The organism is Deltaproteobacteria bacterium, from assembly GCA_011773515.1.
Lineage (GTDB): Bacteria > Desulfobacterota > Deferrimicrobia > J040 > J040 > WVXK01.
In genome coordinates this window covers 34,923-58,159 of sequence record WVXK01000093.1, presented here as the reverse complement: position 1 = coordinate 58,159, position 23,237 = coordinate 34,923, and the positions used below count along the sequence as shown (strand labels likewise).

The 23,237-nt window shown below is 56.2% G+C and carries 17 protein-coding genes and 1 pseudogene (1 of these 18 only partly in view); 14 read left to right on the top strand and 4 right to left on the bottom strand.

The features are described 5' to 3' along the window. Window positions 1–407, bottom strand: a pseudogene (locus tag GTN70_09885) (hypothetical protein); it reaches 31 nt to the left of the window's first position. Between the two features lie 176 nt (window positions 408–583). On the opposite strand from GTN70_09885, the gene GTN70_09880 reads away from it, so the two are divergent. The 14 genes from GTN70_09880 (at window position 584) to GTN70_09815 (ending at window position 20,734) form a co-directional block, all read left to right on the top strand. After that, window positions 584–1,060: an NAD(P)H-dependent oxidoreductase subunit E gene (locus GTN70_09880; protein NIO17284.1), complete on the top strand. Its 477-nt coding sequence runs from the start codon at window positions 584–586 to the stop codon at window positions 1,058–1,060. Continuing rightward, the gene (locus GTN70_09875; protein NIO17283.1) at window positions 1,053–2,906 is read left to right on the top strand and encodes an NADH-quinone oxidoreductase subunit F; all 1,854 of its coding nucleotides are present in this window, start codon (window positions 1,053–1,055) and stop codon (window positions 2,904–2,906) included. The genes GTN70_09880 and GTN70_09875 overlap by 8 nt, the downstream gene beginning before the upstream one ends. A 13-nt stretch (window positions 2,907–2,919) precedes the next feature. Next, the gene (locus tag GTN70_09870) at window positions 2,920–3,606 is read left to right on the top strand and encodes a 4Fe-4S dicluster domain-containing protein (protein NIO17282.1); all 687 of its coding nucleotides are present in this window, start codon (window positions 2,920–2,922) and stop codon (window positions 3,604–3,606) included. A gap of 432 nt (window positions 3,607–4,038) precedes the next feature. Next, entirely contained in the window at window positions 4,039–5,544 is a 1,506-nt protein-coding gene (locus GTN70_09865; protein NIO17281.1) for an HD domain-containing protein, read from the top strand. Between the two features lie 22 nt (window positions 5,545–5,566). Continuing rightward, on the top strand, window positions 5,567–6,721 hold the full coding sequence (locus GTN70_09860) for a diguanylate cyclase (GenBank protein NIO17280.1): 1,155 nt from the start codon (window positions 5,567–5,569) through the stop codon (window positions 6,719–6,721). Window positions 6,722–7,900: 1,179 nt separating this feature from the next. Further along, entirely contained in the window at window positions 7,901–10,657 is a 2,757-nt protein-coding gene (locus tag GTN70_09855; GenBank protein ID NIO17279.1) for a PAS domain S-box protein, read from the top strand. Then, on the top strand, window positions 10,657–12,363 hold the full coding sequence (locus tag GTN70_09850; protein ID NIO17278.1) for a response regulator: 1,707 nt from the start codon (window positions 10,657–10,659) through the stop codon (window positions 12,361–12,363). The genes GTN70_09855 and GTN70_09850 overlap by 1 nt, the downstream gene beginning before the upstream one ends. Before the next feature lie 377 nt (window positions 12,364–12,740). Beyond that, the gene (locus tag GTN70_09845) at window positions 12,741–13,166 is read left to right on the top strand and encodes a hypothetical protein (protein ID NIO17277.1); all 426 of its coding nucleotides are present in this window, start codon (window positions 12,741–12,743) and stop codon (window positions 13,164–13,166) included. 65 nt (window positions 13,167–13,231) lie between these two features. Next, window positions 13,232–13,504 carry a hypothetical protein gene (locus tag GTN70_09840; GenBank protein NIO17276.1) on the top strand — a complete coding sequence of 91 codons (273 nt, stop codon included), beginning with the start codon at window positions 13,232–13,234 and terminating at the stop codon, window positions 13,502–13,504. Window positions 13,505–13,547: 43 nt separating this feature from the next. Next, entirely contained in the window at window positions 13,548–13,826 is a 279-nt protein-coding gene (locus GTN70_09835) for a hypothetical protein (GenBank protein NIO17275.1), read from the top strand. A gap of 503 nt (window positions 13,827–14,329) precedes the next feature. Next, window positions 14,330–15,112, top strand: coding sequence for a 4Fe-4S dicluster domain-containing protein (locus tag GTN70_09830; protein ID NIO17274.1), 783 nt, complete (start codon window positions 14,330–14,332; stop codon window positions 15,110–15,112). A 12-nt stretch (window positions 15,113–15,124) separates the two neighbouring features. Continuing rightward, on the top strand, window positions 15,125–18,316 hold the full coding sequence (locus GTN70_09825) for a molybdopterin-dependent oxidoreductase (protein ID NIO17273.1): 3,192 nt from the start codon (window positions 15,125–15,127) through the stop codon (window positions 18,314–18,316). A gap of 70 nt (window positions 18,317–18,386) precedes the next feature. Beyond that, the gene (gene moaA, locus GTN70_09820) at window positions 18,387–19,406 is read left to right on the top strand and encodes a GTP 3',8-cyclase MoaA (protein NIO17272.1); all 1,020 of its coding nucleotides are present in this window, start codon (window positions 18,387–18,389) and stop codon (window positions 19,404–19,406) included. A gap of 59 nt (window positions 19,407–19,465) precedes the next feature. Further along, window positions 19,466–20,734 (top strand): hypothetical protein, encoded by a 1,269-nt coding sequence (locus GTN70_09815; protein ID NIO17271.1) that lies wholly within the window; start codon window positions 19,466–19,468, stop codon window positions 20,732–20,734. Between the two features lie 4 nt (window positions 20,735–20,738). Here the strand turns inward: GTN70_09815 and GTN70_09810 are convergent, their stop codons facing one another. Genes GTN70_09810 through mobB form a run of 3 tightly spaced genes read right to left on the bottom strand, consistent with a single transcriptional unit; the run spans window position 20,739 to window position 23,042 of the window. Continuing rightward, window positions 20,739–21,299: an NTP transferase domain-containing protein gene (locus GTN70_09810; GenBank protein ID NIO17270.1), complete on the bottom strand. Its 561-nt coding sequence runs from the start codon at window positions 21,297–21,299 to the stop codon at window positions 20,739–20,741. A 38-nt stretch (window positions 21,300–21,337) separates the two neighbouring features. Continuing rightward, window positions 21,338–22,543 carry a molybdopterin molybdenumtransferase MoeA gene (locus GTN70_09805; GenBank protein NIO17269.1) on the bottom strand — a complete coding sequence of 402 codons (1,206 nt, stop codon included), beginning with the start codon at window positions 22,541–22,543 and terminating at the stop codon, window positions 21,338–21,340. Next, window positions 22,530–23,042, bottom strand: a complete 513-nt coding sequence (gene mobB, locus GTN70_09800; protein NIO17268.1) for a molybdopterin-guanine dinucleotide biosynthesis protein B — start codon at window positions 23,040–23,042, stop codon at window positions 22,530–22,532. Before mobB ends, GTN70_09805 begins: the two co-directional genes overlap by 14 nt. Window positions 23,043–23,237 lie beyond the last annotated feature (195 nt).

Sequence of the window (23,237 nt, the reverse complement as noted above, 5' to 3'; positions counted from 1 at the left end):
TAAGCCGGCGGCCGCTCCTCCAGGTAGCAGACCGTCACCTCACCCGCCGGCTCCCCGTAGAGGTGGACGACCGAAGACTGCCGCCAGCCGGTCAGCCTGAAGTTTGCGCTTTTATAGTTCTTGTCCAGAAAACTGATCCGGGCACAGGTAACCTCCGGGTACTGCCAGGAGGGGGGAATTATGGCGACAGTGCCCTCGAGCACCTCGTCGATGGAACCGTTGGCCGGCTCGCCCAGCTGAGCGATGGCGTAAAGGCAGTTGAGCTCCTTGATCCTTTCCCTGAGCGCCCACTCGACCTTGGCCGGGTCGCTCTCCTCGCTGGGGGCGAGGCGCCACTGAAAGGGTGAGGGTGATACCTTCGGTTTACTCCTGCCGGGGTTTCCGGGATAAGGTGGTTTGCTGGCCATGCCGTGTTTCCTCCCTGCATATCTTTATGGTGCAGAACACTGGCAATCAAATGGCATAAAAAATACCTACAATTAATAGGCATTACTTGTGCAAACAAACCGTATTTACCGATACATCCTACTACAATAGTCTACTTCAGACAACTCTTTTTCTTAAATGCAGACAGGAGGCAACTATGCCCGAGATTTTAGAAACCATTCTTAAGGAGCGGAGAAGCCAGCCCCACCAGCTCATCGAAGTCCTCCACGACATTCAGGAGGCCCAGGGTTACATCTCGAGAAATGCTTTCGAAACCGTTTCAAAGGAGCTCGGCATTCCCCTGATCGAGGTCTTCCGGGTTGCAAACTTCTACAAGGCTTTCTCCCTGAAACCGAGGGGAAAGCACGTCATAACCCTGTGCAAGGGAACGGCCTGCCACGTGCGGGGTGCCAACCCCCTCATCGAGCAGGCCCTCACCCTCCTCGGCGTTGAGGAGGGAGAGGCCACCGATGACGGGCTCTTTTCCGTGGAAAGCGTCAACTGCATCGGGGCCTGCGCCCTCGCGCCGGTAGTCGTTCTCAACGAAACCTATCACCCGCACATGACGCCCGCAAAGCTGCGGGCGCTCATTCGGTCGGTGCGGCGGAAAGAGGAGAAAAGGGCAAATGTCTAGAATCGAATCCATTTCAGAACTGAACGCCTTGCGCTCATCTATTCTTTCCGGGCGCAGGGATGAAGACGTCCTGATCACGCTGTGCGGGGGCCCCGGTTGTCAGGCCACCAATTGCCAGGAAGTCGTTTCCGAGGTCAAAAGGGAGATGAGAAACAACGGCCTCGGTGAGAACGTGCGCCTCCGGGTAACAGGTTGTCACGGCTTCTGCGAGCAGGGCCCCATCATGGTCATCGACCCGGCAAATATCTTCTACGGGCACGTAAACCCGTCCGACGTCGGTGAGATCCTCAAACGGACCGTCATACGGGGTGAACTCATCGACCGGCTCCTCTACACCGATCCGACCACGAATGGGAAGGTGGCCACGGAGGCCGAGATTCCTTTCTACCGGGCACAGACTCCCACCCTCCTCTCCCAGAACAGGCAGGTGGACCCCCTCTCCATCGATGACTACCTCGCCATCGGCGGATACGCCGGTTTTGCCAAGGTCCTGGCCGAAATGGACCCCGAAAAGGTCATCAAAGAAATCGCGGCTTCCGGCCTCAGGGGGCGCGGGGGCGGCGGTTTTCCCACGGCCAAAAAGTGGGCTGCCTGCAAGGCCGCCCACGGCGAGGAGAAGTACGTCATCTGCAACGCCGACGAGGGTGATCCGGGCGCTTTCATGGACAGGGGGGTCCTCGAGGGCAACCCCCACTCGGTGATCGAGGGAATGCTCATCGGGGCATATGCAATCGGCTCCGAGCAGGGCTACATATACGTACGCAACGAGTACCCCATCGCCGTCGACCACGCCCGGGTGGCCATCCAGCAGGCGAGGGATCACGGTCTCCTCGGCACTGACATCCTCGGCTCGGGGATGGACTTCGATATCGAGATAGCCCGTGGCGGCGGGGCCTTCGTCTGCGGTGAATCGACAGCCCTCATGGCTTCCATCGAGGGCAGGGTCGGCGAGCCCCGGCCCAAGGACGTCCACACCGTCGAGCACGGCCTCTGGAACAAGCCCACCACGCTGAACAACGTCGAGACGTGGGCCAACATACCATCCATAATCAAGAAGGGTGCGGCCTGGTTCGCCGGCATGGGCACGGACAGCAGCAAGGGCACCAAGATCCTCGCCCTCACCGGCAGGGTCAGGAACACAGGGCTCGTCGAGGTGGCTTTCGGCACCACCATCCGGACCGTCGTTGAGGAGATCGGCGGAGGAAGCCGCGACGGAAAAAAGATCAAGGCCGTCCAGACGGGTGGTCCCTCCGGCGGATGCCTGCCCGCTTCCATGTTCGACCTTCCCGTGGACTTCGACATCCTCTGGGAGAAGGGGTCCATGATCGGGTCGGGAGGGCTGGTGGTCATGGACGAGAAGACCTGCATGGTAGACGTGGCCAAGTACTTCTTGAATTTTCTCCAGGACGAGTCCTGCGGCAAGTGCGTCCCCTGCCGGATCGGGGTGGACCGGATGCTGGAGATCATTGCCGACATTACCGAGGGAAGGGGACGGCCCGACCAGATCCCCCTGCTTCAGGAACTGGGGGAGACGGTGGCCCATACGGCCCTGTGCGGGCTGGGGAAAACAGCCCCCAATCCGGCGCTCTCCACCCTTCGCTATTTTCCCGAGGAATACGAGGCGCACATAAACGAGGCAAGCTGCCCGGCCGGCGTGTGCACGGCGCTCATCGAATACTCCATCGACGCTGCAATGTGCGACGGCTGCGGGGCATGCCTTGTCTCCTGCCCTCAGGAGGCCATCCGGGGGGAAAAAGACCAGCTTCACACCATAGACCGGGGGGCCTGCAACAAATGCGGCATCTGCCCGACCGTCTGTACCCGTAACGCCATCATCGTCCAGTAAAGGAGGGAGCAACATGCATCATAAAGTGAATCTTACGATCGACGGGGCGAGCATCAGCGTAGCGAAAGGGACGAGCGTTCTCGAAGCAGCGCTGCAATACGCCATCTGTATCCCCCACCTCTGCCACATGCCCACCCTGACCGACATCGGCGCCTGCCGGCTGTGCATCGTTGAAAATGTCCAGAACGGAAAGTCGAAGATCACCGCTTCCTGCACCCTGCTCGTCCAGGAGGGGATGGTAATCCGTGCCAACTCGGAGCAAGTCAGGAATCTTCGCCGCAACATTGCCGAGCTGCTCGTCACCCAGGCCCCCAATTCACGGGCCATCCAGGACATCGCTGTCCGCTGCGGCGTCACCAAACCCCGTTTCTCCCTCCGCCGTGACGACTGCGTTCTCTGCGGCCGGTGCGTCCGGGTCTGCAACGAGCTCTACCAGGCCCACGCCATCGGCTTCGTCGGCCGTGGGAAGAACCGCCGCGTGAAATACCCCCTCGAGGAAAAGCCCGAATCATGCGTGATGTGCCGGGCCTGCGTAACCCTCTGTCCCATGGCGGTGACGCCCTGTGACGGTCCGATGGACGCGGGAGAAGAGTACTTCTGCGGCAAGTGCGAGTCGATAACCTTGACGCCGCAGTACAGCGTGGGAGACTGCATCCGCTGCGACCTGGGCGAGGGCTTTCACTGCAGCAGGCAGACGTAGGGTCCCGAAAAGGATTAACTCCTCCCGTGGATCGCCGTGGCCCGAAAGGGCCGGCTGTCGCTAACCATCTTTCCCGTAAAAAGCTTTGCCCGGGACGCAAAAGCCGGTGACTTCCCGATAATCACTCTTCTGAAGGGGGAAATTGCCGCGATTTGGATGTTTTTGGGGATTTGTGATGGTAATTGTGCGGCCATTCACGTCTTAAGATGCCTGCTATGTGCCGAAATCACTGACCTTCCCGACGCTTTTACCCCTGGCAGCCCCCGGAAAAAACAAGACGCCTCAGGCATTCAGGGGAAAATAGCACCGTTTGCTAATAAAGAATGTGCGGAAATTTCCGAAAATATAGTGAACAGTGATAAATCTTTACTTTATTCGGCTGGGAACATATGCTCCTGGTACTTAACTTTACCGTTTTCTACGGGTTGTGAAATGCAGGATCTTACTCGCGGGAAAAAGCAGAGCACGATTGCGCGCAAGTTTACCAACATCATCGCTATTCTGTATGTAATCCCCATGCTCGTTACCGTGTATCTCCATGTGAACAGCGAACTCGGCCAGGAGGGGAACAACACCCAATTTTCCATAATCATTATCTCTTTCCTATTCCTCGGGATAGCGGGATACGCAATCCTCAGGGGAATCAACCGATCCTGGGAAAAAACCCTGGAAAATGTGAAGGCGGTAGCGTCGGGAGAACTGAACCGGAGAGCGGAAACGGAATCCCGTGATGAAATGACCGAGTTCTCGGAAAACGTCAACAAGATTACGGAGACCCTGCAGAAAAACGTAAACGAACTGAAAGAATCCAAAGCACAGATCAAAAGCCTGTTGAACCACATATCGCATGCCGTTGAATCTCCCTTTGAACTCGACAGGCTCCTGAAAGTTTACCTGTCCAGCATCTCGAATATCATCGGATTCAGGAAGGGGGTCATGGCGGTGAACAACGACCCACGAGGTCTCAGGATAATCACCCAGATAGGGCTCACGGAGGACGAGAAAAGCGCTTTCCTTACGAAAGGGAAAAAGACGCTTAACCTGGTCATGGAAGAAAAGCGCCCCGTCTGCATCATCGAAAACAGCATGCCAGGTGAAAACATGGAGGACCACCTTGAGTTCCAAGCGTTTATCGGGGACAACATCTCCACGCCCCTTGTCAAATCCCACAGGGTGTTTGGGGTCTTGACGATGGCAGCGGGGGCGGAGACATGCCGTGATACGGGGGAAAACCCGGACGGCAGGCAGAAAAATACCATCACCGATGACGAAATGGTGATGATCAAAAACCTTTCGGCACAGATATCCACGGCTATTGAAAACACGGAATTGCGAAAAGAGATGGAAAAAACATACTTCGACAGCATCACGGCCCTTGCCGCGGCAGTCGAAGCCCGGGACATATATACCAACGGCCATTCTAAGAGGGTATCTGCACTTTCAGGAGCTATAGCCAGAGAGATGAACCTGCCGGAGCAGACGGTGGCGTACGTTCAGGACGCCTCCCTCCTTCACGACATCGGCAAGATCGGGATTCCCGATTCGATACTCCATGAGATCTCCCATGAAATGCCCGAGTCCTGGTTCGATGTCATCAAGAAACACCCCGTCATCGGGGAAAATATCATTAAACCGCTGCGATCCCTTACCCACCTCTGCCCGATCGTCCGGCATCACCACGAGAGGTTCGACGGCACCGGGTATCCCGATGGCCTCTCCGGGGAAAACATACCGGTGGAGTCCAGGGTAATAGCGGTTGCGGACGCTTTCGATGCAATGACATCCGACCGCCCCTACAGGGACAGGTTGACGACGGAGGATGCGGTGTCAGAGCTCAAGAAAAACGCGGGCACCCAGTTTGATGCCGAACCGGTCAGGGCGCTTTTGAGACACATGAGCAGTGATAGCTCAAAGGAGAGGACAGAGATCGTACCATAAAACTGCCGGGGAGACACCTGACATGAAGAGAAACGTTTTATCATCACTGCGCGAGTATCCCGAGAGAGACGAGCGGGTTCTGATCCTCTACTCGGTGATCGCCTATCTGCTGATCCTGGCAACGAACGCTGCGATAGACAGGCTCATATTCTTTCAAAAATCCTTCTGGGTATCTTTCCTTTCGCAGGTCTCCGAGTTCAACAACAGTTACCAGTTGATCACTCTTGCCTTCTGCCTTTTGTATGGCGTCATTGCATCGAAAATAGTTGCCAGAAAAAGGCGCTGGGGAGAGGACCTTTTAAAGAGCAAAAGGAAGATGAAAGCGCTGCTGGACGCGATTCCCGATACCATGTTCAGGCTCAAAAAGGACGGGACGCTGCTGGAGTCAGTCAAGGAAAACCAAAATGACAGCCTGTCGAAGCCGTTCAGCGAATTCCTCGGAAAAAAAATAGACGCTTTCCTCCCGCCGGGCGTCCACGCCGAAGTCGTGGAATACGTAAACCTGGCAATCACCACCGGCGAAATGCAGATCTTTGAATATCAGCAGGTCATCGGCGAGGATACGTACCATCACGAGGCAAGGATAACTTCCACGGGAGCCGATGAGGCACTCGTAATCCTGCGTGACATCACGGTCAGAAAAAACCTGGAGGAAGAGCTTCGCGCTCTGCTGATCACAGACGATTTAACGGGGCTGAACAACCGAAGGGGCTTTTTCCTGCTCGCCAATCAGCAGATGAAGCTTGCCGACAGGACGAAGAGCGAGATGCTGCTCTTTTACTCGGACTTTGACGACCTGAAGTGGATCAACGACACGTTCGGGCACCAGGAAGGTGACCGGGCAATCACCGAGGTGAGCGAAATTTTGAGGAAATCCTTCCGCAAGTCCGACATCATCTCCCGTCTCCGGGGAGACGAGTTTGCCGTTCTGTTGATAAACGTAACAGGCTCGGACGTCGAGTCTATCATTGAAAGGCGGTTCAGGGCCGGAATCGATGAGCTCAACGGACGGCCAGACCGAAAATACACGGTCTCCCTGAGTATCGGGACGGCACGGTACAACCCCAAAACACCGTGCACCATCGATGACCTTCTCGGCAGGGCCGACGAACTCATGTACCGGGAGAAGAGGTCGAAAAAGAAAAGAGGCATCAGAACAGCCCCTCGCAATATCTGAGCGAGAAACTCTTCTGCCCAAACCCGCATCCCGGGAAAAATATCTGCACCCGCTCATGGGGGATGAGCAAAGGGCTTTTTTTTGGTAGTCTATAGGAGAGGGGAAGGCACCACCTCCGGGGTTGTCAAAAATGTATGTGACACGGATGACTTTTGTCCCGAGCTATGACAGATTCCGTATCGTCAGGCTCTGCAGAAGGATAGGTGTTCCCTTTCATGAGCTGGTAAACAATAGAATCCCGGGTATGGTAAAACGCCAGCCGGGTGGCCCGTCGAGAGCGCGGGCGAAGGCAAAACGAGGGAGGGCCACCGCCGCCTTCGCCGGGACCTCACCGGGCAAATAGAGAATCTTTCTCCGTTTTTTTATAATCAAAGGTGACGGTACACAATACCACCGGGAGATCCCCCCAACCAGGTTACCACTTGGACAATCGGGGATCTCCTTTTTCTTTGAATCCACTACGTTGAGGGATGGACCCGGAATCCGGGGAAGGGGCAAAAGTGTAATTTGAGCCCCGGTTATTACAAATTCGTTATATTTTTCGAAACTGCAGCTCCGCCCGCCTCAATCCAAGCGGCAGTTTTTGAGAAAATTACCTGCCTGCCCCACTTTTTTTCACATTTTATTATCAGGAAAGGTTATGAAATATATCGAAAAATTTCTTCCTCAACCTGTCAGGGCGCGCAACCCGCTTTTAAATATCGAGTATTTACCCCCCTGGTACCGATTTTGCTCTCCCCTGTGCAGGGGCGGTCCGTGTGAAACCGGCAAACGGGAGCGCTGAGGGCACGCTTCTCCGTCTCCGGCGGAACGCGGGAACCGTCCACGGGGCTCTTGTCGCCGGAGACAGGGCTTCCCGGTGAGCGATATTTCAAGCGGAGCGGCCACTTTCACCCTGCTTTCCCGTGCGGGGCGCGAAGGTGGCACCCTGGCGAGCCTGTCGTTTTAACTGCATAGGCGAGGGGGAGATGATCCCATCTGGCAGGGAAGGGTTCAAAAGACCACCCTCTTCCATTTCGGGCAGAGGGGCCATAAGGCACAGCGTTTGCCTGCGCCATTTCGAAAATCGGAAATCACCCTCTCCGCAACTGCCCGGTCAGAAAACCGTCTGGATCAGGAAAGTTTCGACCCGCGGGACCTCGAGCCACACGAAAGGCTCCGTATGACGGGGAAAGTCGCATGAGCATAAGACTGAAACTCGTAATCCTGCTCTTCTTAATCGGTTTGATCCTTGGCGCTCATGCGGTTTTTTTCATGCAGGGCTACCTGAAGAACGAACGGCAGATACGCATCGTCGGGGCCTCCCTGAACGATCTCTACGGGGTAACGAGAACCCGCTCTGCCATCATTACGCAGATCATGCGTTCCATGGATTATCGGTTCACGGGAAAGGAGGAGGACAAAAAGAGGTTCGAAGAGTTCGAGGCAACCGTGTGGAGGGCCCAGGCGGAGTGGAGGGATGCCATCAGAAAGAGCAGGGAACTGGGGCAGAACAAAGACGAGGAGAGCGACAGGGCCGCTCATGTTCAGAGGATCTATAAGCAGGTCAAGAAGAGCATTGCAAAGGCTTTTGCGCTGGCAAATTCCGGGAAGGCATGGGAAGCATACAATTTGCTGGAAACGGAAGTCGAGCCCCTGACGGACCACGTGTTGAATGACGATCTTGACGAGGCCGTGACGAGAGAAATCAGGGAAGTCGATGAGGCATACGAAAAAGCCCTGCTCCAGCTTGGAACGATGCCGTGGGTAGGAGAGAAAGGCATAGAGCAGGTCCGCCTCGCGCGGGTCTTCCTGAGCTATTTTCTCATCGCCGACCAGCTTCTTCTGAACACCAGGAAGCAGTACGGGGAGATCCTGGCGCACCTGGTATCGGGAAAAGGGGAGACGAAAAGAGAGTTCGACGCGCTCGGTGTAGACGTAAAAAACTCTTTCAAGGAATGGTTCGAGGCCGCACAGAGCCACGCGAAGCTGGGGGGCAAAGAGAAGAGAGAGGTGCTGAGAGCCCTGGAGGTTGAGAAACACGTGAACGAGTTCCAGGAGATGGCCGGGAGGGCCTTCGAGCTCAAAGACGGAGGAAAAACGAAAGAGGTGTTGCAGTTTTTCGAAAAGACGCTGAGGCCTTTTACCGAGAATATCCTGATCAAGGAGATTTCGGAGGAATTAAACCGGGCGAAGCGGGAGATTGAAAATGCGCACCGGACCCTTCTCAGCGCTACCCTCGCGGCCGGGGCCAAGGCCATTCTTCTCCTGGCGGTTGCCTCCCTGCTCGTCGTGCTTTTCTTTATCGGAATGATACGGAACATCATCGTGTCCCTTGGCAAATTGAGAAGGGGAACGGAAATCGTCGGAAGTGGCGAACTGGGGCACAGGATAGGGCTCAAATCCCGCGACGAACTGGGGCAGCTGGCCTCCTCATTCGACAGGATGTCACAGGCGCTGCAGCACTCCAGGGACGAGATGGTAATGGCGAAAGAATACACCCAGAATATCCTTCGCTCCATGAACGACATGCTCGTCGTCATTTCCCCGAAGGGAATCATTAAAACGGTGAACGACGCGTTATGCACGCTTCTTGGTTACACGGAAGACGAGCTCGTAGGACAGCCGGTGGACACGATCCTGCCCGAAGGGCTGCCGCGCAGATACTCCGGCACAGGGGAAAGGGGGGGCAAGATGGACACGGGAAGTGTCGAAAGGGCCTACCTGACAAAAACCGGCAGCAGGATCCCCGTGTCTCTCGCAGGCTCCGTTATGCGAAACGACTCCGGGGAAACCGAGGGCATCGTCTGGGTGGCACAGGATATCACCCAGCGCAAGCAGTGGGAGGAATCGCTGCTTCTGAGCGAACGCAAGTTCCGGAAGCTCTCCCAGGAGTTCCACACCCTCCTCGACGCGATCCCCGATGCCCTCCTCCTCATAAACCCCGACCTGGAAGTGCAGTGGGCAAACAAAGCGGCTACCGCCGTCTTTTCCATGGAGGCAGCCGAGCTGATCGGCCGTCACTGCCACGCCCTGTGGTACGGTAACCCGGCCCCCTGCGAGGACTGCCACGTTCAGCGGAGCTTTCGATCCAGGAAGGAAGAGAGCGCACACCGCTCGACTCCCGACGGAAAATTCTGGGATGTAAGGGCGATTCCCATCAAAGATGAGATGGGGAGGGTCACCTACGTGATCAACATAGCGGTCGACGTAACGGAAAAGATAACCCTCCAGGCGGAAGCGATGCAGGCCGCGCACCTTGCCTCCCTCGGAGAGCTGGCAGCAGGTGTGGCACACGAGATCAACAACCCGATAAACAGCATCATCAACTACGCACAGATTCTCATCGACGAGCTCAGCGGAGCGACTCCCTGCGGGGAGTACGCAGAACGCATATTGAAAGAGGGAGACCGAATCTCGAGCATCGTAAGAAGCCTTCTTTCCTTTGCCCGGGTCTTCGAAGAGGAGAAAAGCGATATCCACGTAGACGAGTTGCTGGCAAACTCCCTCTCCCTGTCGGCGACGCAGATGAAAAAGGAGGGCATAAAACTCAGCGTCATCTGCCCCGCCGACCTGCCCGAGATAGAGGCGCACTCCCAGCAGATCGAGCAGGTTTTCCTCAATGTGATAAGCAACGCGCGATATGCCCTCGCCATGAAATACCCCCAGGCACACGAGGACAAAGCCCTCGAAATCAGCAGCGAGCGGGTATTGATCGACAGCTGCCCCTTCGTGCGGGTCACCTTCTTCGACCGCGGCACGGGCATACCGCCCCAGATCCTGGACAAGGTGGTGGAGCCATTTTTCTCCACCAAGCCCAAGGGCGCGGGCACGGGGCTTGGATTGAGCATAAGTCACGGCATCATCACCGATCATGGAGGCAGGTTGAAGATCGACAGCATCGAGGGAGTGTGCACGAGGGTCACCATCGACCTGCCTGCAAGGAGGGATTGCTAATGACACGGATTCTCGTGATCGATGACGAGGAGGGGATACGGTTTACCTTCGAAAAATTCCTCTCCGACGAAGGTTACATGGTGGAAACAGCCACAGGCTCCGTCGAAGCCCTGGAGAAGCTCGAAAGGCAGGAATTCGATCTCATATTTGCCGACATCCGCCTCGACGGGAGGACGGGTATCGATATCCTCAAGGAAACGCGGGAGAGGAACCTCATATGTCCCGTCGTCATCATCACCGGATTTCCCGATATAAAGACCTCCACGGAGGCCCTGCGCCTGGGGGCATACGACTATATAGTCAAGCCGGTTCGAAAGCTCACCCTGCTCCGCATAACGAAAATGGCGCTGCTGCACAAGGCGGTGGTGTACGAGAAAGAGCGGTACCGTTCAAACCTGGATACCATATTCAGGAGCGTCAAGGACGGGATCGTCACCGTCGACAACGAGCTGACGATCATCGAGGTCAACGAGGCGGCAGGCAGGATCTGCGGGTTCACCCGGGACATCATCGGGAAGAGTTTCCCCTCCCAGCACCGGCCCTGCAGGGGGAAATGCCTCGACGCCCTCGTAAAGACGATAGAGGAAAGAGAGCCTGTGGAAATGCACAGGATAGAGTGCGCCCACGGGGATCGGCCCGGGCAGGTGGTGACCGTCACCGCCTCTCCCCTTTACAACCGATCTCACATCTTCTCGGGAGCCGTTATGGTGGTCAGGGACGAAACGCAGCTGGATTCGCTGGAGCGGGATCTCAGGAAACTCCGACAGTTCGGCAATATGCACGGAAAGAGCGAGGTCATGCAGAGAATATATTCCCTGATAGACGACCTGAGCAGTGTCCAGACCACCGTCCTGATAACCGGTGAGAGCGGCACGGGGAAGGAGCTGGTTGCCGACGCACTCCATTTCCGGGGCGACCGCAGCGACAAGCCCCTGGTCAAGGTAAGCTGCGTCGCCCTCTCGGAGAACCTGCTGGAAAGCGAGCTCTTCGGGCACGTCAAGGGAGCGTTCACCGGCGCCGTCCACGACAAGGTCGGCCGGTTCCAGAGGGCGGACGGGGGAACCATCTTCCTCGACGAAATCGGGGATATCACACCCCGCATACAACTCCGCCTCCTGCGGGTGCTCCAGGAAAAGGTCTTTGAGCGGGTCGGAGACTCGACCCCCATCAGGGTGGACGTCCGTATCGTTGCCGCAACCAACAAGGACCTCCTGGAAAAGGTCAGGAAAGGGGAATACCGGGAAGATCTCTATTACCGCCTGAAGGTGGTGGAGATACCCCTGCCCCCTCTCAGGGACCGGACCCAGGATATTCCGCTCCTCGTCAGCCATTTCGTTTCGAAGTTCAACCAGCAGTTCAACAGGAATATCGCGGGGGTTTCCACGGATGTGATGAAACTGTTCATGGGCCATCACTGGCCGGGAAACGTGAGGCAGCTCGAACATACCCTGGAACACGCTTTCATCCTCTGCCGGCAATCGATCATCACCATCGGCGACCTGCCGCCGGAATTCAAGGGCGCATCCGGCGCGAACATGCTCTACCTGGCAGGTGAAGGGCAAAGCGAGTCCGAGGAGATCATTGAGACGCTGGAGAAAACCCACGGCAACAAGGCAAAGGCAGCACGCATCCTGGGGATAAGCAGGAAGACCATGTACAGGAGAATGAAAAAGTACAACATCTCCGGGGGGGAAAAAGATTATTGAGTGTGGCATTTTCGCCTCCCGTGGTGTCACATGTGTGTGTCAGGTTACACTTTTATCTCATCGGAAGAACCTCATATGTGCCCCTCGCTCCCTCTCGAAAAGGAGACGTATCGTGACGGGGATACCCGCTCATTCGGTCACCGGCTGGCGCGGGGTTTCCTAAGCTGCCAAGATATTTGAGAATTTGACGACTCTTATGCACATTTTTTTTTCACCTGGCCGGTGACGGGCCGGCATAGCCTCCCGCAGCCAGTGAAGGTTGCACCATTTTCGCCCGCCTGGCACGCTTTTTGTTATTACCGAAAGCCAGACGGTTGAAAACTCTGCCAGAGGAGGAAGGATCCGTTAACGATGTCTAACGGGAGGCGCCCTTCGGTATGGATGGAAAAATTGCCGACATATCCCCCCCCGAAGGTTACGGCACGGCCAACCCCGAAGGGCCCGCCCCTGACATCGTGGGCCGCGTGTACCGGAAAGAAAATGGGCGGAGGTTTACGATGAAAGACTTGCTCGTCGGGCGCATCACGAAAGTTCTGGATCCGGATCGGATCGCCGTAGAGGTAACGCAGGTAGTGAGAAACCACCATTTTGAATACGGCGCGGAAGAGGAAGTACACATAAAGGAATTGAAGACCAACATGATGGGGATCCTGAAGAGGGTGAGCCCAAACCTCTTTCTCGAGCCGAGGCTGTCAGGGAGCGGGGTTATGTGCCTTGTCGGGGCCCGCCGTGCAAGCGGAGGTATCGAGGCGGATGTGTACATCCTGGACCGGGATGTCCGTGACGAAGCGGGAGCGGCTTGATGCTCACCGCAGGAGCTCTTTGCGGGGGCAGGTGAAACCGGATCTGAAAAGGGGAGGTTGAGGCCATGAAAGATTTCATCAAAGGGTGCGTGCTGAACGTTATCGACGAGAATTCCATCGAGATCGAGGTTACGCAAACCGGGAGAGCCAATCAGGGCGCCTACGGAGGCAAGGAGAGGATTCATATAGTGGATATAAAACCGTTTCTCATCTTCACACAGAACGATTATCGCTGGAAACCCTTTCTCGAAAAGGCACTGATCGGAAAAGAAGTGTCCTGCCTCGTAAACAGCCGGGACGACCGGGGGAACATAGAGGCCGAAATTTATCTCCTGTAGCTCGGCAACTGCAGTCAAACCCTATCCAGAAAGGAGGGCCAAAATGTCGCACAAAGATTTCCTGATAGGTAACGTCGTCCACGTCCTGGACGGGGACACCTTCGAGTTGACGGTTACCCGGGTGGGGAAAAAGAACCGGAACATATACGATGAGGAAGAAAAAATACACATCAACAGGCTGAAGCCAGCGGAGATCGTCTCCCTCGTCGGCGCACGTCCGAAGCCGCTCCTGGAAAGGATGTTGATGAAGCGGGAGGTCATGTGCCTCGTAAATTCCCGTGAACCCGGGGGCAAGATCGAAGCGGACGTGTTTATCATGTAACGATTCCCAGCAGAACGCATCTTTGGGGACGGGGATAGATCCCGTAGAGAACACATCTCTTAATTGGGGGAAAAGGATTATTCCCCTGCGCGTTGAGCTGGCCCGCATGGGGCCGACGATAGATGAGGGAAGGTGGATGTGGAAAAGGGATTATTACCGGTGATGTTCCGTCTCTGTGGGACACCACGGTTGTGGGACAGGTTACACTCACCGACCCCGATTCTCCCCCCTTGATTCAGTGCCGTTTTCCTTAAATCCGTGATAAGAGGAGCTTCCAATAAAAAAGCATCTTGCATCTCACAATCGATGGAAAACCCCCAACCTATTGATCTGCAATAAGAATGCTTACTCCACCTGGCCCTTTGAATTGCAACTCACCCGGCAATAGATCCCTGAACCATTTCCTTCTGGCACACTTCTTGTGTCTACGGAGTAAAAACAATTCAAGTTTCCATGAAAACACGCGCAGCGGAGGGGAAAAACATTTCAGAATAGGAGGAATCATGGCTACGGGAGAACTTGTAAGGATGCACGAGGACCTCGATAGGGCGCTTCAAAAGAAGAAATCCGACAGGTCCTGGGTGATGGTAGTCGACATGAGGAAATGCATCGAGTGCCACGCATGCGCCGTTTCCTGCATGGCCGAAAACGTAACTCCTATCGGCATGTCGTACAGGGTTGTTTATGGCGTCGAAAGCGGGGACTACCCGGATCTCGACAGGTTTCCCATGCCCACGAACTGTCAGCACTGCGACGATCCACCCTGCAAGGAAGCCTGCGACAAACACGAGAAGGAAGCGATAAAAAAACGGTCCGACGGAATCGTCATCCTGAACTATGAGAAGCTTAAGAAAAATCCAAAGGCAGGGGAGGAAGCTGTAAAAGCCTGTCCTTACACGGCCATTTCCCTGGACAAGGGCGATTTCTACACCGACGGGACACCAAATATCGAGCCCTATGAGACGCGGGAATTTTTCGAAAATGGGAGCAAGCACACGAGAAAGGGCAAAAAACTCTCGGGGACGATCAGAAAGTGTACCTTCTGTCTTCACCGGCTGGAGGCGGGGTTGATTCCAGCCTGCGTCTCCACCTGCATCGGCAGGGCGATGTACTTTGGAGACGGGAGGGATCCGAAATCACTGGTCTCGGAGTTGATCGGAATGAGCGGGACCCGAAGGATCAACGAAAGTTTCGGAACCTCACCTCGAGTCTACTATGTCGGCTACGCACCGAGGAAGTGCTGCAACATCGTATCTCCGGCATCATGCACGTTATGCCACGAGTAACGGGAGGGCACTATGGAAGAGAAAAGCAAAAAGGATTCCTGTATTGTCGAGGAGCATTCTCCACGATTCGAGCTAACGAGGAGAGAGCTGATAAAATCGGGAGCCCTGATCGGCGGATCGGCGCTCCTCATGAACCGGATCGAGGGAGCTCTGGGGCTCCTCAGCAAGGTCGAAGCAGCCGGATACAAGGGTTTGGCGTATCCCTTCGCAGATCCGAAAAATGTAATTTACTCGGTGTGCCTGCAGTGCCATACCGCCTGTCCGATCAAGGTCAAAATCATAGACGGCATTGCCGTAAAGATGGATGGAAATCCCTACTCGCCGCAGAACATGACCCCCCATCTAACGATGAACTCACCCCTGCCCTATGCCGTCAAGATCGATGCGAAGGTTTGCCCAAAGGGGCAGGCGGGCGTCCAGACCCAGTATGACCCTTACAGGATCGCTAAGGTCTTGAAGAGAAACGGCCCCCGGGGATCTAACCGATGGCGGGTTATTCCCTTCGACCAGGCCATCGATGAGATCGTCAAGGGAGGGAAGCTGTTCGCATCGATCGGGGAGAACAATACCGTTTCCGGCTTTCGGGATGTCTTCGGGTTGAAGGACGCGAAAATAGCGAACGACATGGCCGCCGACGCGGGCAAAGTGGCTTCTGGAGCGATGAAAGTTCCGGCATTCAAGGGCAAACACGGTAAAAACCTCGGCTTTCTCATCGACCCGGACCATCCCGATCTCGGCCCCGTGAACAATCAGCTCGTCTTTCAGGCGGGACGGATCGAGCACGGGAGGAAGGAACTGGCCAAACGATGGGTCAACGGAAGCTTCGGGAGCGTCAACTTCATCGAGCATACAACCATCTGCGAGCAGTCACACCACATCGCCTACGAGAAGATCACCGACCAGTATGCCAAGGGCGCCTGGAAGGGCGGAAAACACCACATGAAACCGGACGCCTTGAATTCGGAGTTCATACTCTTTTTCGGGACCGGTGCCTTCGAGGCGAACTTTGGCCCTCCCATCATGGCGGAAATGATAACCGACGGGGGGGCATCGGGCAGGCTGAAAATAGCCGTAGTCGACCCGAGGTTGAGCAAGACCGCCGCAAAGGCCTGGAAATGGCTGCCGATCAAGCCGTCAACGGACGCGGCCCTTGCAAACGGAATGATCCGTTACATGATAGAGCACAACCGCTACGACGAAAAATACCTCAAAAACGCCAACAAGGCCGCCGCGGTGGCTTCCGGGGAGCCTACCTGGACCAACGCCACGTACCTCGTTCGGATAGACGACGATGGCCCGACGGCTCTGCTTCGCGCCAAGGATGCGGGAGTCGGCGGGGAGCATCAGTTCGTTGTTATCTCCCGGGGAAAACCCGTCGCGGTGACGCCTGAAGACGGGAACAAGCCCCGGCGCGGGGATCTCGAGTTCGAGGGGGAAATAAACGGAATCAGGGTAAAAACCGCTTTCCTGCTCCTCAAAGAGTATGCATTCTCCAAGACCCTCAGCGAATGGTCGGACATATGCGGCATCCCGGTGCTGGATATCGAAGAGGTGGCAATTGAACTGACTTCCCACGGAAAGCGCGCCTGCGTCGAATTCTACAGGGGGCCCGTCCAGCATACAAACGGCTACTACAACGCCCAGGCTATCATCACCCTGAACATGCTGGTGGGCAACAGCGACTGGAAAGGCGGGATGGCGATAGGTGGCGGTCACTGGCACGAGATGGGGGACAAGCTGGGAAGGCCTTTTGACTTCAAGAAAATGCATCCCGGGAGACTGGTCTCCTTCGGGCACAAGATAACCAGGGAAAAGTCATCGTACGAGGAGAGCACATTATTTAGCGGCTATCCCGCGAAACGGCCCTGGTTCCCCTTCTCTTCGAACGTGTACCAGGAGATCATCCCCTCGGCTGCAGACGGTTATCCTTACTCGGCGAAGATCCTCTGGATTCACAAGGGAACCCCCGGATATTCCACCCCGGCGGCACACACGGCACTCGAGATCCTCGCTGACCCGGAGAAGATACCTCTTGTGATCACGACGGATATCGTCATCGGTGAGACTTCCATGTACGCCGACTATATCTTCCCCGATACTGCTATCTGGGAGCGCTTCGGCTCACCGCACACGCCGCCTACGTCCCTTTTCAAATCGTCGAAGTTTCGCCAGCCCACGGTCACCCCCCTTACGGAAGTTGTCGAGGTGTACGGAGAAAAAGTACACGGTTCCATGGAAGCCGTCATGCTGGCCATCGGTGAAAAACTCGGTCTCCCGGGTTGCGGCAAGGATGCCTTCGGGCCGGGGCAAGATTTCACCAGACCGGAAGACTTCTACCTCAAGCTGGCAGCGAACATCGCATGGGGAGACAAGAAGGGGGAAGAACTGCCCGATGCGGACACTTCGGAAAGGAAGCTTTTTTTGGATGCCCGCCGGCATCTCAAACCAACCGTTTTCGACCCGAAGAGGTGGGAAAAGGCGGTGGGGTCCGAAAACTGGAGGAAAACCATTTACCTGCTCAACCGCGGCGGAAGGTGGGAGGAGTGGAGCAAAGACAGGGTGGGAAAAGATGGTTTCCTCAAATACCGGTTCGGGAAGATGTTCAACCTCTACGTGGAGGAAGTTGCTTTGGCGAATAATTCCGTGAGCGGAGAGAGATTTTCGGGGCTCGGTATCTATGAGACCGTCAGGGATGCATCAGGGAAGGAAATCAAGGACAGCGACTTCCCCCTCGCGCTGATCACCTATAAAGACATCTTTGGGGGCCACTCGAGGACACTTCCCACCAACTACTGGATGTCATCCATACTGCCCGAGAACTACATCCTCATCAATACCGAGACGGCGAAAGATCTCCGGTTTTCCGACGGTGACAGGGCGGCGGTAATATCGGCGACGAACAGGGCCGGGAAATGGCCGCTTCCGAACAGAAAACCGTTCGGCATGGTGGGGAAGGTCAAAGTTATCGAGGGCATACGGCCCGGTGTCGTCGCCGTATCGTGGCACTTCGGTCACTGGGGATACGGTGCGGCAGATGCCGACATCGACGGGAAAATCGTGAAAGGGGACAAGCGAAGGGGTACGGGGATATGCATCAACGCGGCACTGCGCGTCGATCCGTATCTCAAAAATGCATGCATGAGCGACCCGATAGGCGGGAGTTCGTCATTCTACGACACGCGCGTTAAGCTCGTGAAGGCATGAAAATGGGGGAGGATACCTCCTCCCCTATCCCCTTTTCCCCTTCCCCCTCTTCGTGAGACTGGAGGAAAATGTGCTGAATCACGGGCAACATCCCCCGAAGGAGGGTAGTTCAGGGTATCTCAGCGATTGCAGTGACAGGCGGATAGGGTATCTCAGGGTCTCTGTAACCGACAGGTGCAATCTGAGGTGCTCCTACTGCATGCCTCCTTCGGGAATCGTCCTCAAGCGGAAAGAGGAGGTCCTCAGTTTCGAAGAGCTTACCCGACTGATCGATATTCTCCTGCCTATGGGTATTTCGAAGATAAGGATCACCGGGGGAGAGCCCCTTTTGAGGAGGGGGATAGGAGGCTTTATCGCCGGGGTGAAAAAGCGTGCTCCTGCCCTCGAGCTCTGCATGACGACGAACGGGGTCCTGCTGGCCGACCACGTTGAAACGCTGAAACGCGCAGGCCTCGACAGGGTCAATGTGAGTCTCGATACGCTGCGCCCGGAAAAATTCAAGGCCCTCACCGGCTCCGACCACCTGGAGAGGGTTCTCGAGGGAATCGAGACGCTGATAGCCTGCGAGATGTTTCCCGTCAAGGTGAACGTCCTTCTCCTGCCGGGCTTCAATGAAGACGAGACAGAGGACTTTCTCGAGTTTGCACGGAGGATGCCCGTGGAGCTGCGGTTCATAGAAAAGATGCCCATCGGAGAGCACAACGGTAACGGCTTTCTGTCCGTTTCATCTATTGAAAAGATCCTGAAGATAAGGTTCGGGGCGAAAGAGGGCATGCGGAAGGCGGGTGAAACGGCCCGCGTTCATTCGGTGAGGGGGTTCAAAGGGAAGATCGGGCTGATTTCCCCTTTGAGCAGCTCATTCTGCGGTGACTGTAACCGGCTGAGAATTACCGCCGATGGAAAATTAATCTCCTGTCTCCTCGGGGGAACCGAAGAGGAGGTAAAAAGTGCGCTGAGAGGGGGGGCAGTCGACGGAGAAATTCGGGCCATCGCAAGGAAGGTTTTGTCCACCAAACCAGCCGGGCATATGTACCATCGTTACTCCGGCGAGGGTTATCTCAAGAGGTGTATGGCAACGATAGGTGGATAGCCCCGGCGCGCCAGAGTGTGCATCAGGACGAAAGACCCATTGAAGGATGAGATCGTTAATTGAGACGCCACCGAACAACCAGACTGATTGTTTCACCAAGGAGATCGTCCGCAACGCTCCCCCTGGGACTGCTCCGGCAAAAGATCGCCATTCTGCGGGATACAGACAATAAGAAACGCACCATTCTGAACGAGATAGCCGGCGGTTTCGGCGACATCGGCGTCCTGATTCCCATCACCCTGGCGCTTGTTATCAAAAACGGCTTTGACCTCAGGGGGATCCTTTTGTCTGCGGGGATTTTCTATGTGGGATCTGCGCTGTTCTTCCGGGTTCCGATGCCCGTACAACCCCTGAAGGCGATGGCCGCTGTCGCACTGGCTCAGGGGCTCCCGCATCACGCGCTGAGGGTTGCGGGACTCGCCTTCGCAGCGGTGATTCTCCTTTTGCTTATCCCGGGAGTCGCCGACCTGCTGGAAAGGTTGTTTTCCCTGCCGGTAGTGCGGGGGATCCAGCTTGCCCTCGGTATCATGCTCGTCAAAGCAGGCGTCAATCTCTCAGCAGGAGGAATCTTGCTCTCGATAATGGCCCTCGCGCTGCTCTCCGTGACGTACCTGGCAACAGAATCCCTGCCTCCCATTTTACCGGTTTTGATCGGTGGCCTGATCATCGCGGGACTCTCTCCTGCCGGCGCCCTCGAGCCATCTCCCGGCCTGCCAGTTTCACCTGGCATGCCCGAAATTTCCATCCGGGATCTGTCCTTCGTCCTGACTGCTCTCATCATCCCGCAGCTTGGACTGACGATAGGCAACTCGGTCATGGCAACGGCGCAGACAGCGAAAGACCTCTTCTCGAGCTCCTCGGCAAGGGTGAACACAAAAAACTTGACCCTCTCGATAACGGCGGGAAATTTTCTCTCTTGCCTGATCTCCGGCATTCCCATGTGCCACGGTGCAGGAGGACTCACGGCCCACTACAGGTTCGGGGCAAGGAGCAACAGGGCCACGCTGATAGCGGGCGGCCTGTTTTTACTCCTCGCCCTCCTTCCATCGGGGAGCATGGTCGACATATTCCTCAGTTTTCCCCTCCCCTTCCTGGGCATTCTGCTGATTTTCGTGGGTGGTTTTCACGCATCCCTTGCCAAAGACTGCCTGGTGCGGAAGGGTACGATTCTCACCGTCCTCGTAACGGCTGCCGTCTCGTTGCTATGCAACAACCTCTCAGCGGGAGCTCTCGCGGGGATCCTCTTTGAGGCCATCCAGCAGGTGATCGTCAGAAACCTGTTTCTCGGTGAGGGTATTCGCACCGTGGAAAAACATGCCGGCAGATAGCTTTTTAATCCGTTCGGTGGGAGAAGATCTTGAGTTCCCCGGGCGTGTTGATGTTCTCCAGGGAATCTTTGTACCCCGGCTCAGATTCGATCTCTGCCTCGGGGACGATTTTCGCTTTCAGGCTCCCAACGACGCTCACCGCTTTCCTCTCCCCGGAACCTATCAGTCTCCCGACAGCTCCGGCAGCCTCTTTCCTGTAAACGGCGCAGAGCGGGTGTGTCCGTCCACCAGCGCGGGGAATGACGAGGTCAAGATCGGTTTGAGAATCGGATTCGAAGACATCGAACAGGTACTCGACGAAATCGGAAGACAGGAGCGGCATGTCCACCCCGCAGATAAATACACTCTCCCCGGAAGCGTGCGTGAGTGCCGTGTAAATTCCGCCGAGGGGCCCGACCCCGCTGATCAGATCGGTGACGACGGACACATTCGGGGGGACTCTCGGGAGGCTGATATCGTGGGAGGTGACGATGAGTACCTCCCCGGCTGCTTTTTCCAGGCTCTTTGCAATGATCTCGAAAAAGTACTTGCCCCCCGACTCGAGGAACACTTTCGGTTTTCCCATCCTCCTTCCGGCGCCCCCGGCGAGAATGGCCGCGCTCCTCATGTGGGAAACACCGTGACCGTCTCTCCCTTCGAAATCTTCTCCGAGCCTGCGGGAGCGATCATAATCGCGTTCGTTTCGACCATCGTGCTGATCATCCCCGAACCCTGCTTCTTGAACGGGGAGAACCGGTATGCCGGGAACTCACCCTCGAGATTTCCCCTGCTGAAAACCGTGACTCCCTCCTTCTTCGGGAAGTCTTCGGTAAGGGTTGCCGTCAGGTACTCCCCGTAAGGGGGCATGAAGCCCCGGGCCTTGCAGAGAGCGGGCTTCACGAAAGCCTCGAAGGTGACAAACGCCGATCCCGGGTTGCCGGGAAGGGCGAAAACCAGCGTCTCTTTCAGCTTTCCGAATCCGAAGGGTTTTCCCGGGCGAATTGCCACCTTCCAGAAGGCCATCCTCGCCCCTCCTTTTTCAAGAGCCGTCTTCAGGTAGTCGTGGGCCCCCATGGATATGCCGCCGAAGGTGATGAAGAAGTCGAACCGTTCGGCCTTTTCCCTGACAAACGCGGTCAAAAGCCCCTCATCGTCGGGAAAGATCCCGTGTATCTCTGGAACCCCCCCATATTTCTCCACGAGGGAGCATATCATCGGGCCGTTGGAATCGCGGATCTTCGCTCCCGATATTTCCTGACCGTGGGGAACGAGCTCAGAGCCCGAAGAGAGTATGCCCACCCGGGGCTTCCTGTATACTTCGACCTCTGCGTACCCGTTGGCGGCGAGAAAGGATATCTCCGAAGGCCTGATGGGCTTCCCCGCAGGTATCCCCCGTTCACCCGCGGTGAAATCCTCGCCTGCCCTGCGGATGTTCAACCCCGGCGGGTATTCCCTGAAAACCCAGACTTCCTCGCCCTTCAGTTCCGTTTCCTCAACGATCACCACCGTGTCGGCACCACCGGGCACTTTCGCCCCCGTGCCGATCCTGGCCGCCTCCCCGGGCCCGACCGTATAGGATTCAGCTATGCCGGCAGGGATATCCCTGACGAACCTCAGGACGGCCGGGCTCTCCCGGGTCGCCCCGCTGGTCGAGGAGGCGACGACGGCATAGCCATCCATCGCTGAATTGTCGAAGGGCGGGAGATCTGACCTGGCGAATGCATCTTCGGCGATCACCATGCCGCCGCACTTTACCAGGGGTAACTTTTCCGTTCCAAGGATATTCACCGAATCCAGGATGATTTTGAGCCCGTCTTCATACGCTATCATCTGTCCCTCCTTGTCCATGATCATCGTCACGCCCGTCGGGCATGCCAAGTATGAACTTCACGATCCCGTCTATGTCTTCCGGGGAAAAAACCGGAATGTGGGTGCCCACCCTGCTCCTGCTGACGAGTGCGACGATATTTTTCCCCCTGAGCAGGCTATCATCCCCGCTCCCCGTCACCTCGATCGCCGGGATGTCCTCGTTCCCGAAACCCTCAACGAGGACTACGTCACCCCGATCCACAGCATTGAGGACATCGCCGAGCGACCTGCCCTTTTTCGAGATATCCACCGTGATCCTCTCCCCGCAAAAGATCGCTCTCATCGCTCCCGATCCAAGAATCCGTGAGGTATCCTTCCCTTCGGGAGCGAAAGAAAAGTCATGGTGCGAGTGCTTGATGTAGGTGACGCTAAACCCCCGGGCCGATAACTCTTTCGCCACCTTTTCGATGAGGGTCGTTTTCCCCTCACCCGACCTCCCTGTAACGGCAATCACCTTCAACAAACCCTCCAAAAAGGAATAACTGTGAACAGCGAGCCCTCTCTGTGCTCTTTGACCCGATCCCGGCAGCAGAAAAAAAATACGCCCGGGTGAAAATCGCTTTTTCTTTTCATTTTAACCTCTTTATCAGCATCATACAGAGGCGTCGGGAAAAGACCCCTCTTTTTTTTCGGGCAATCCGCCGGGCCTGACATC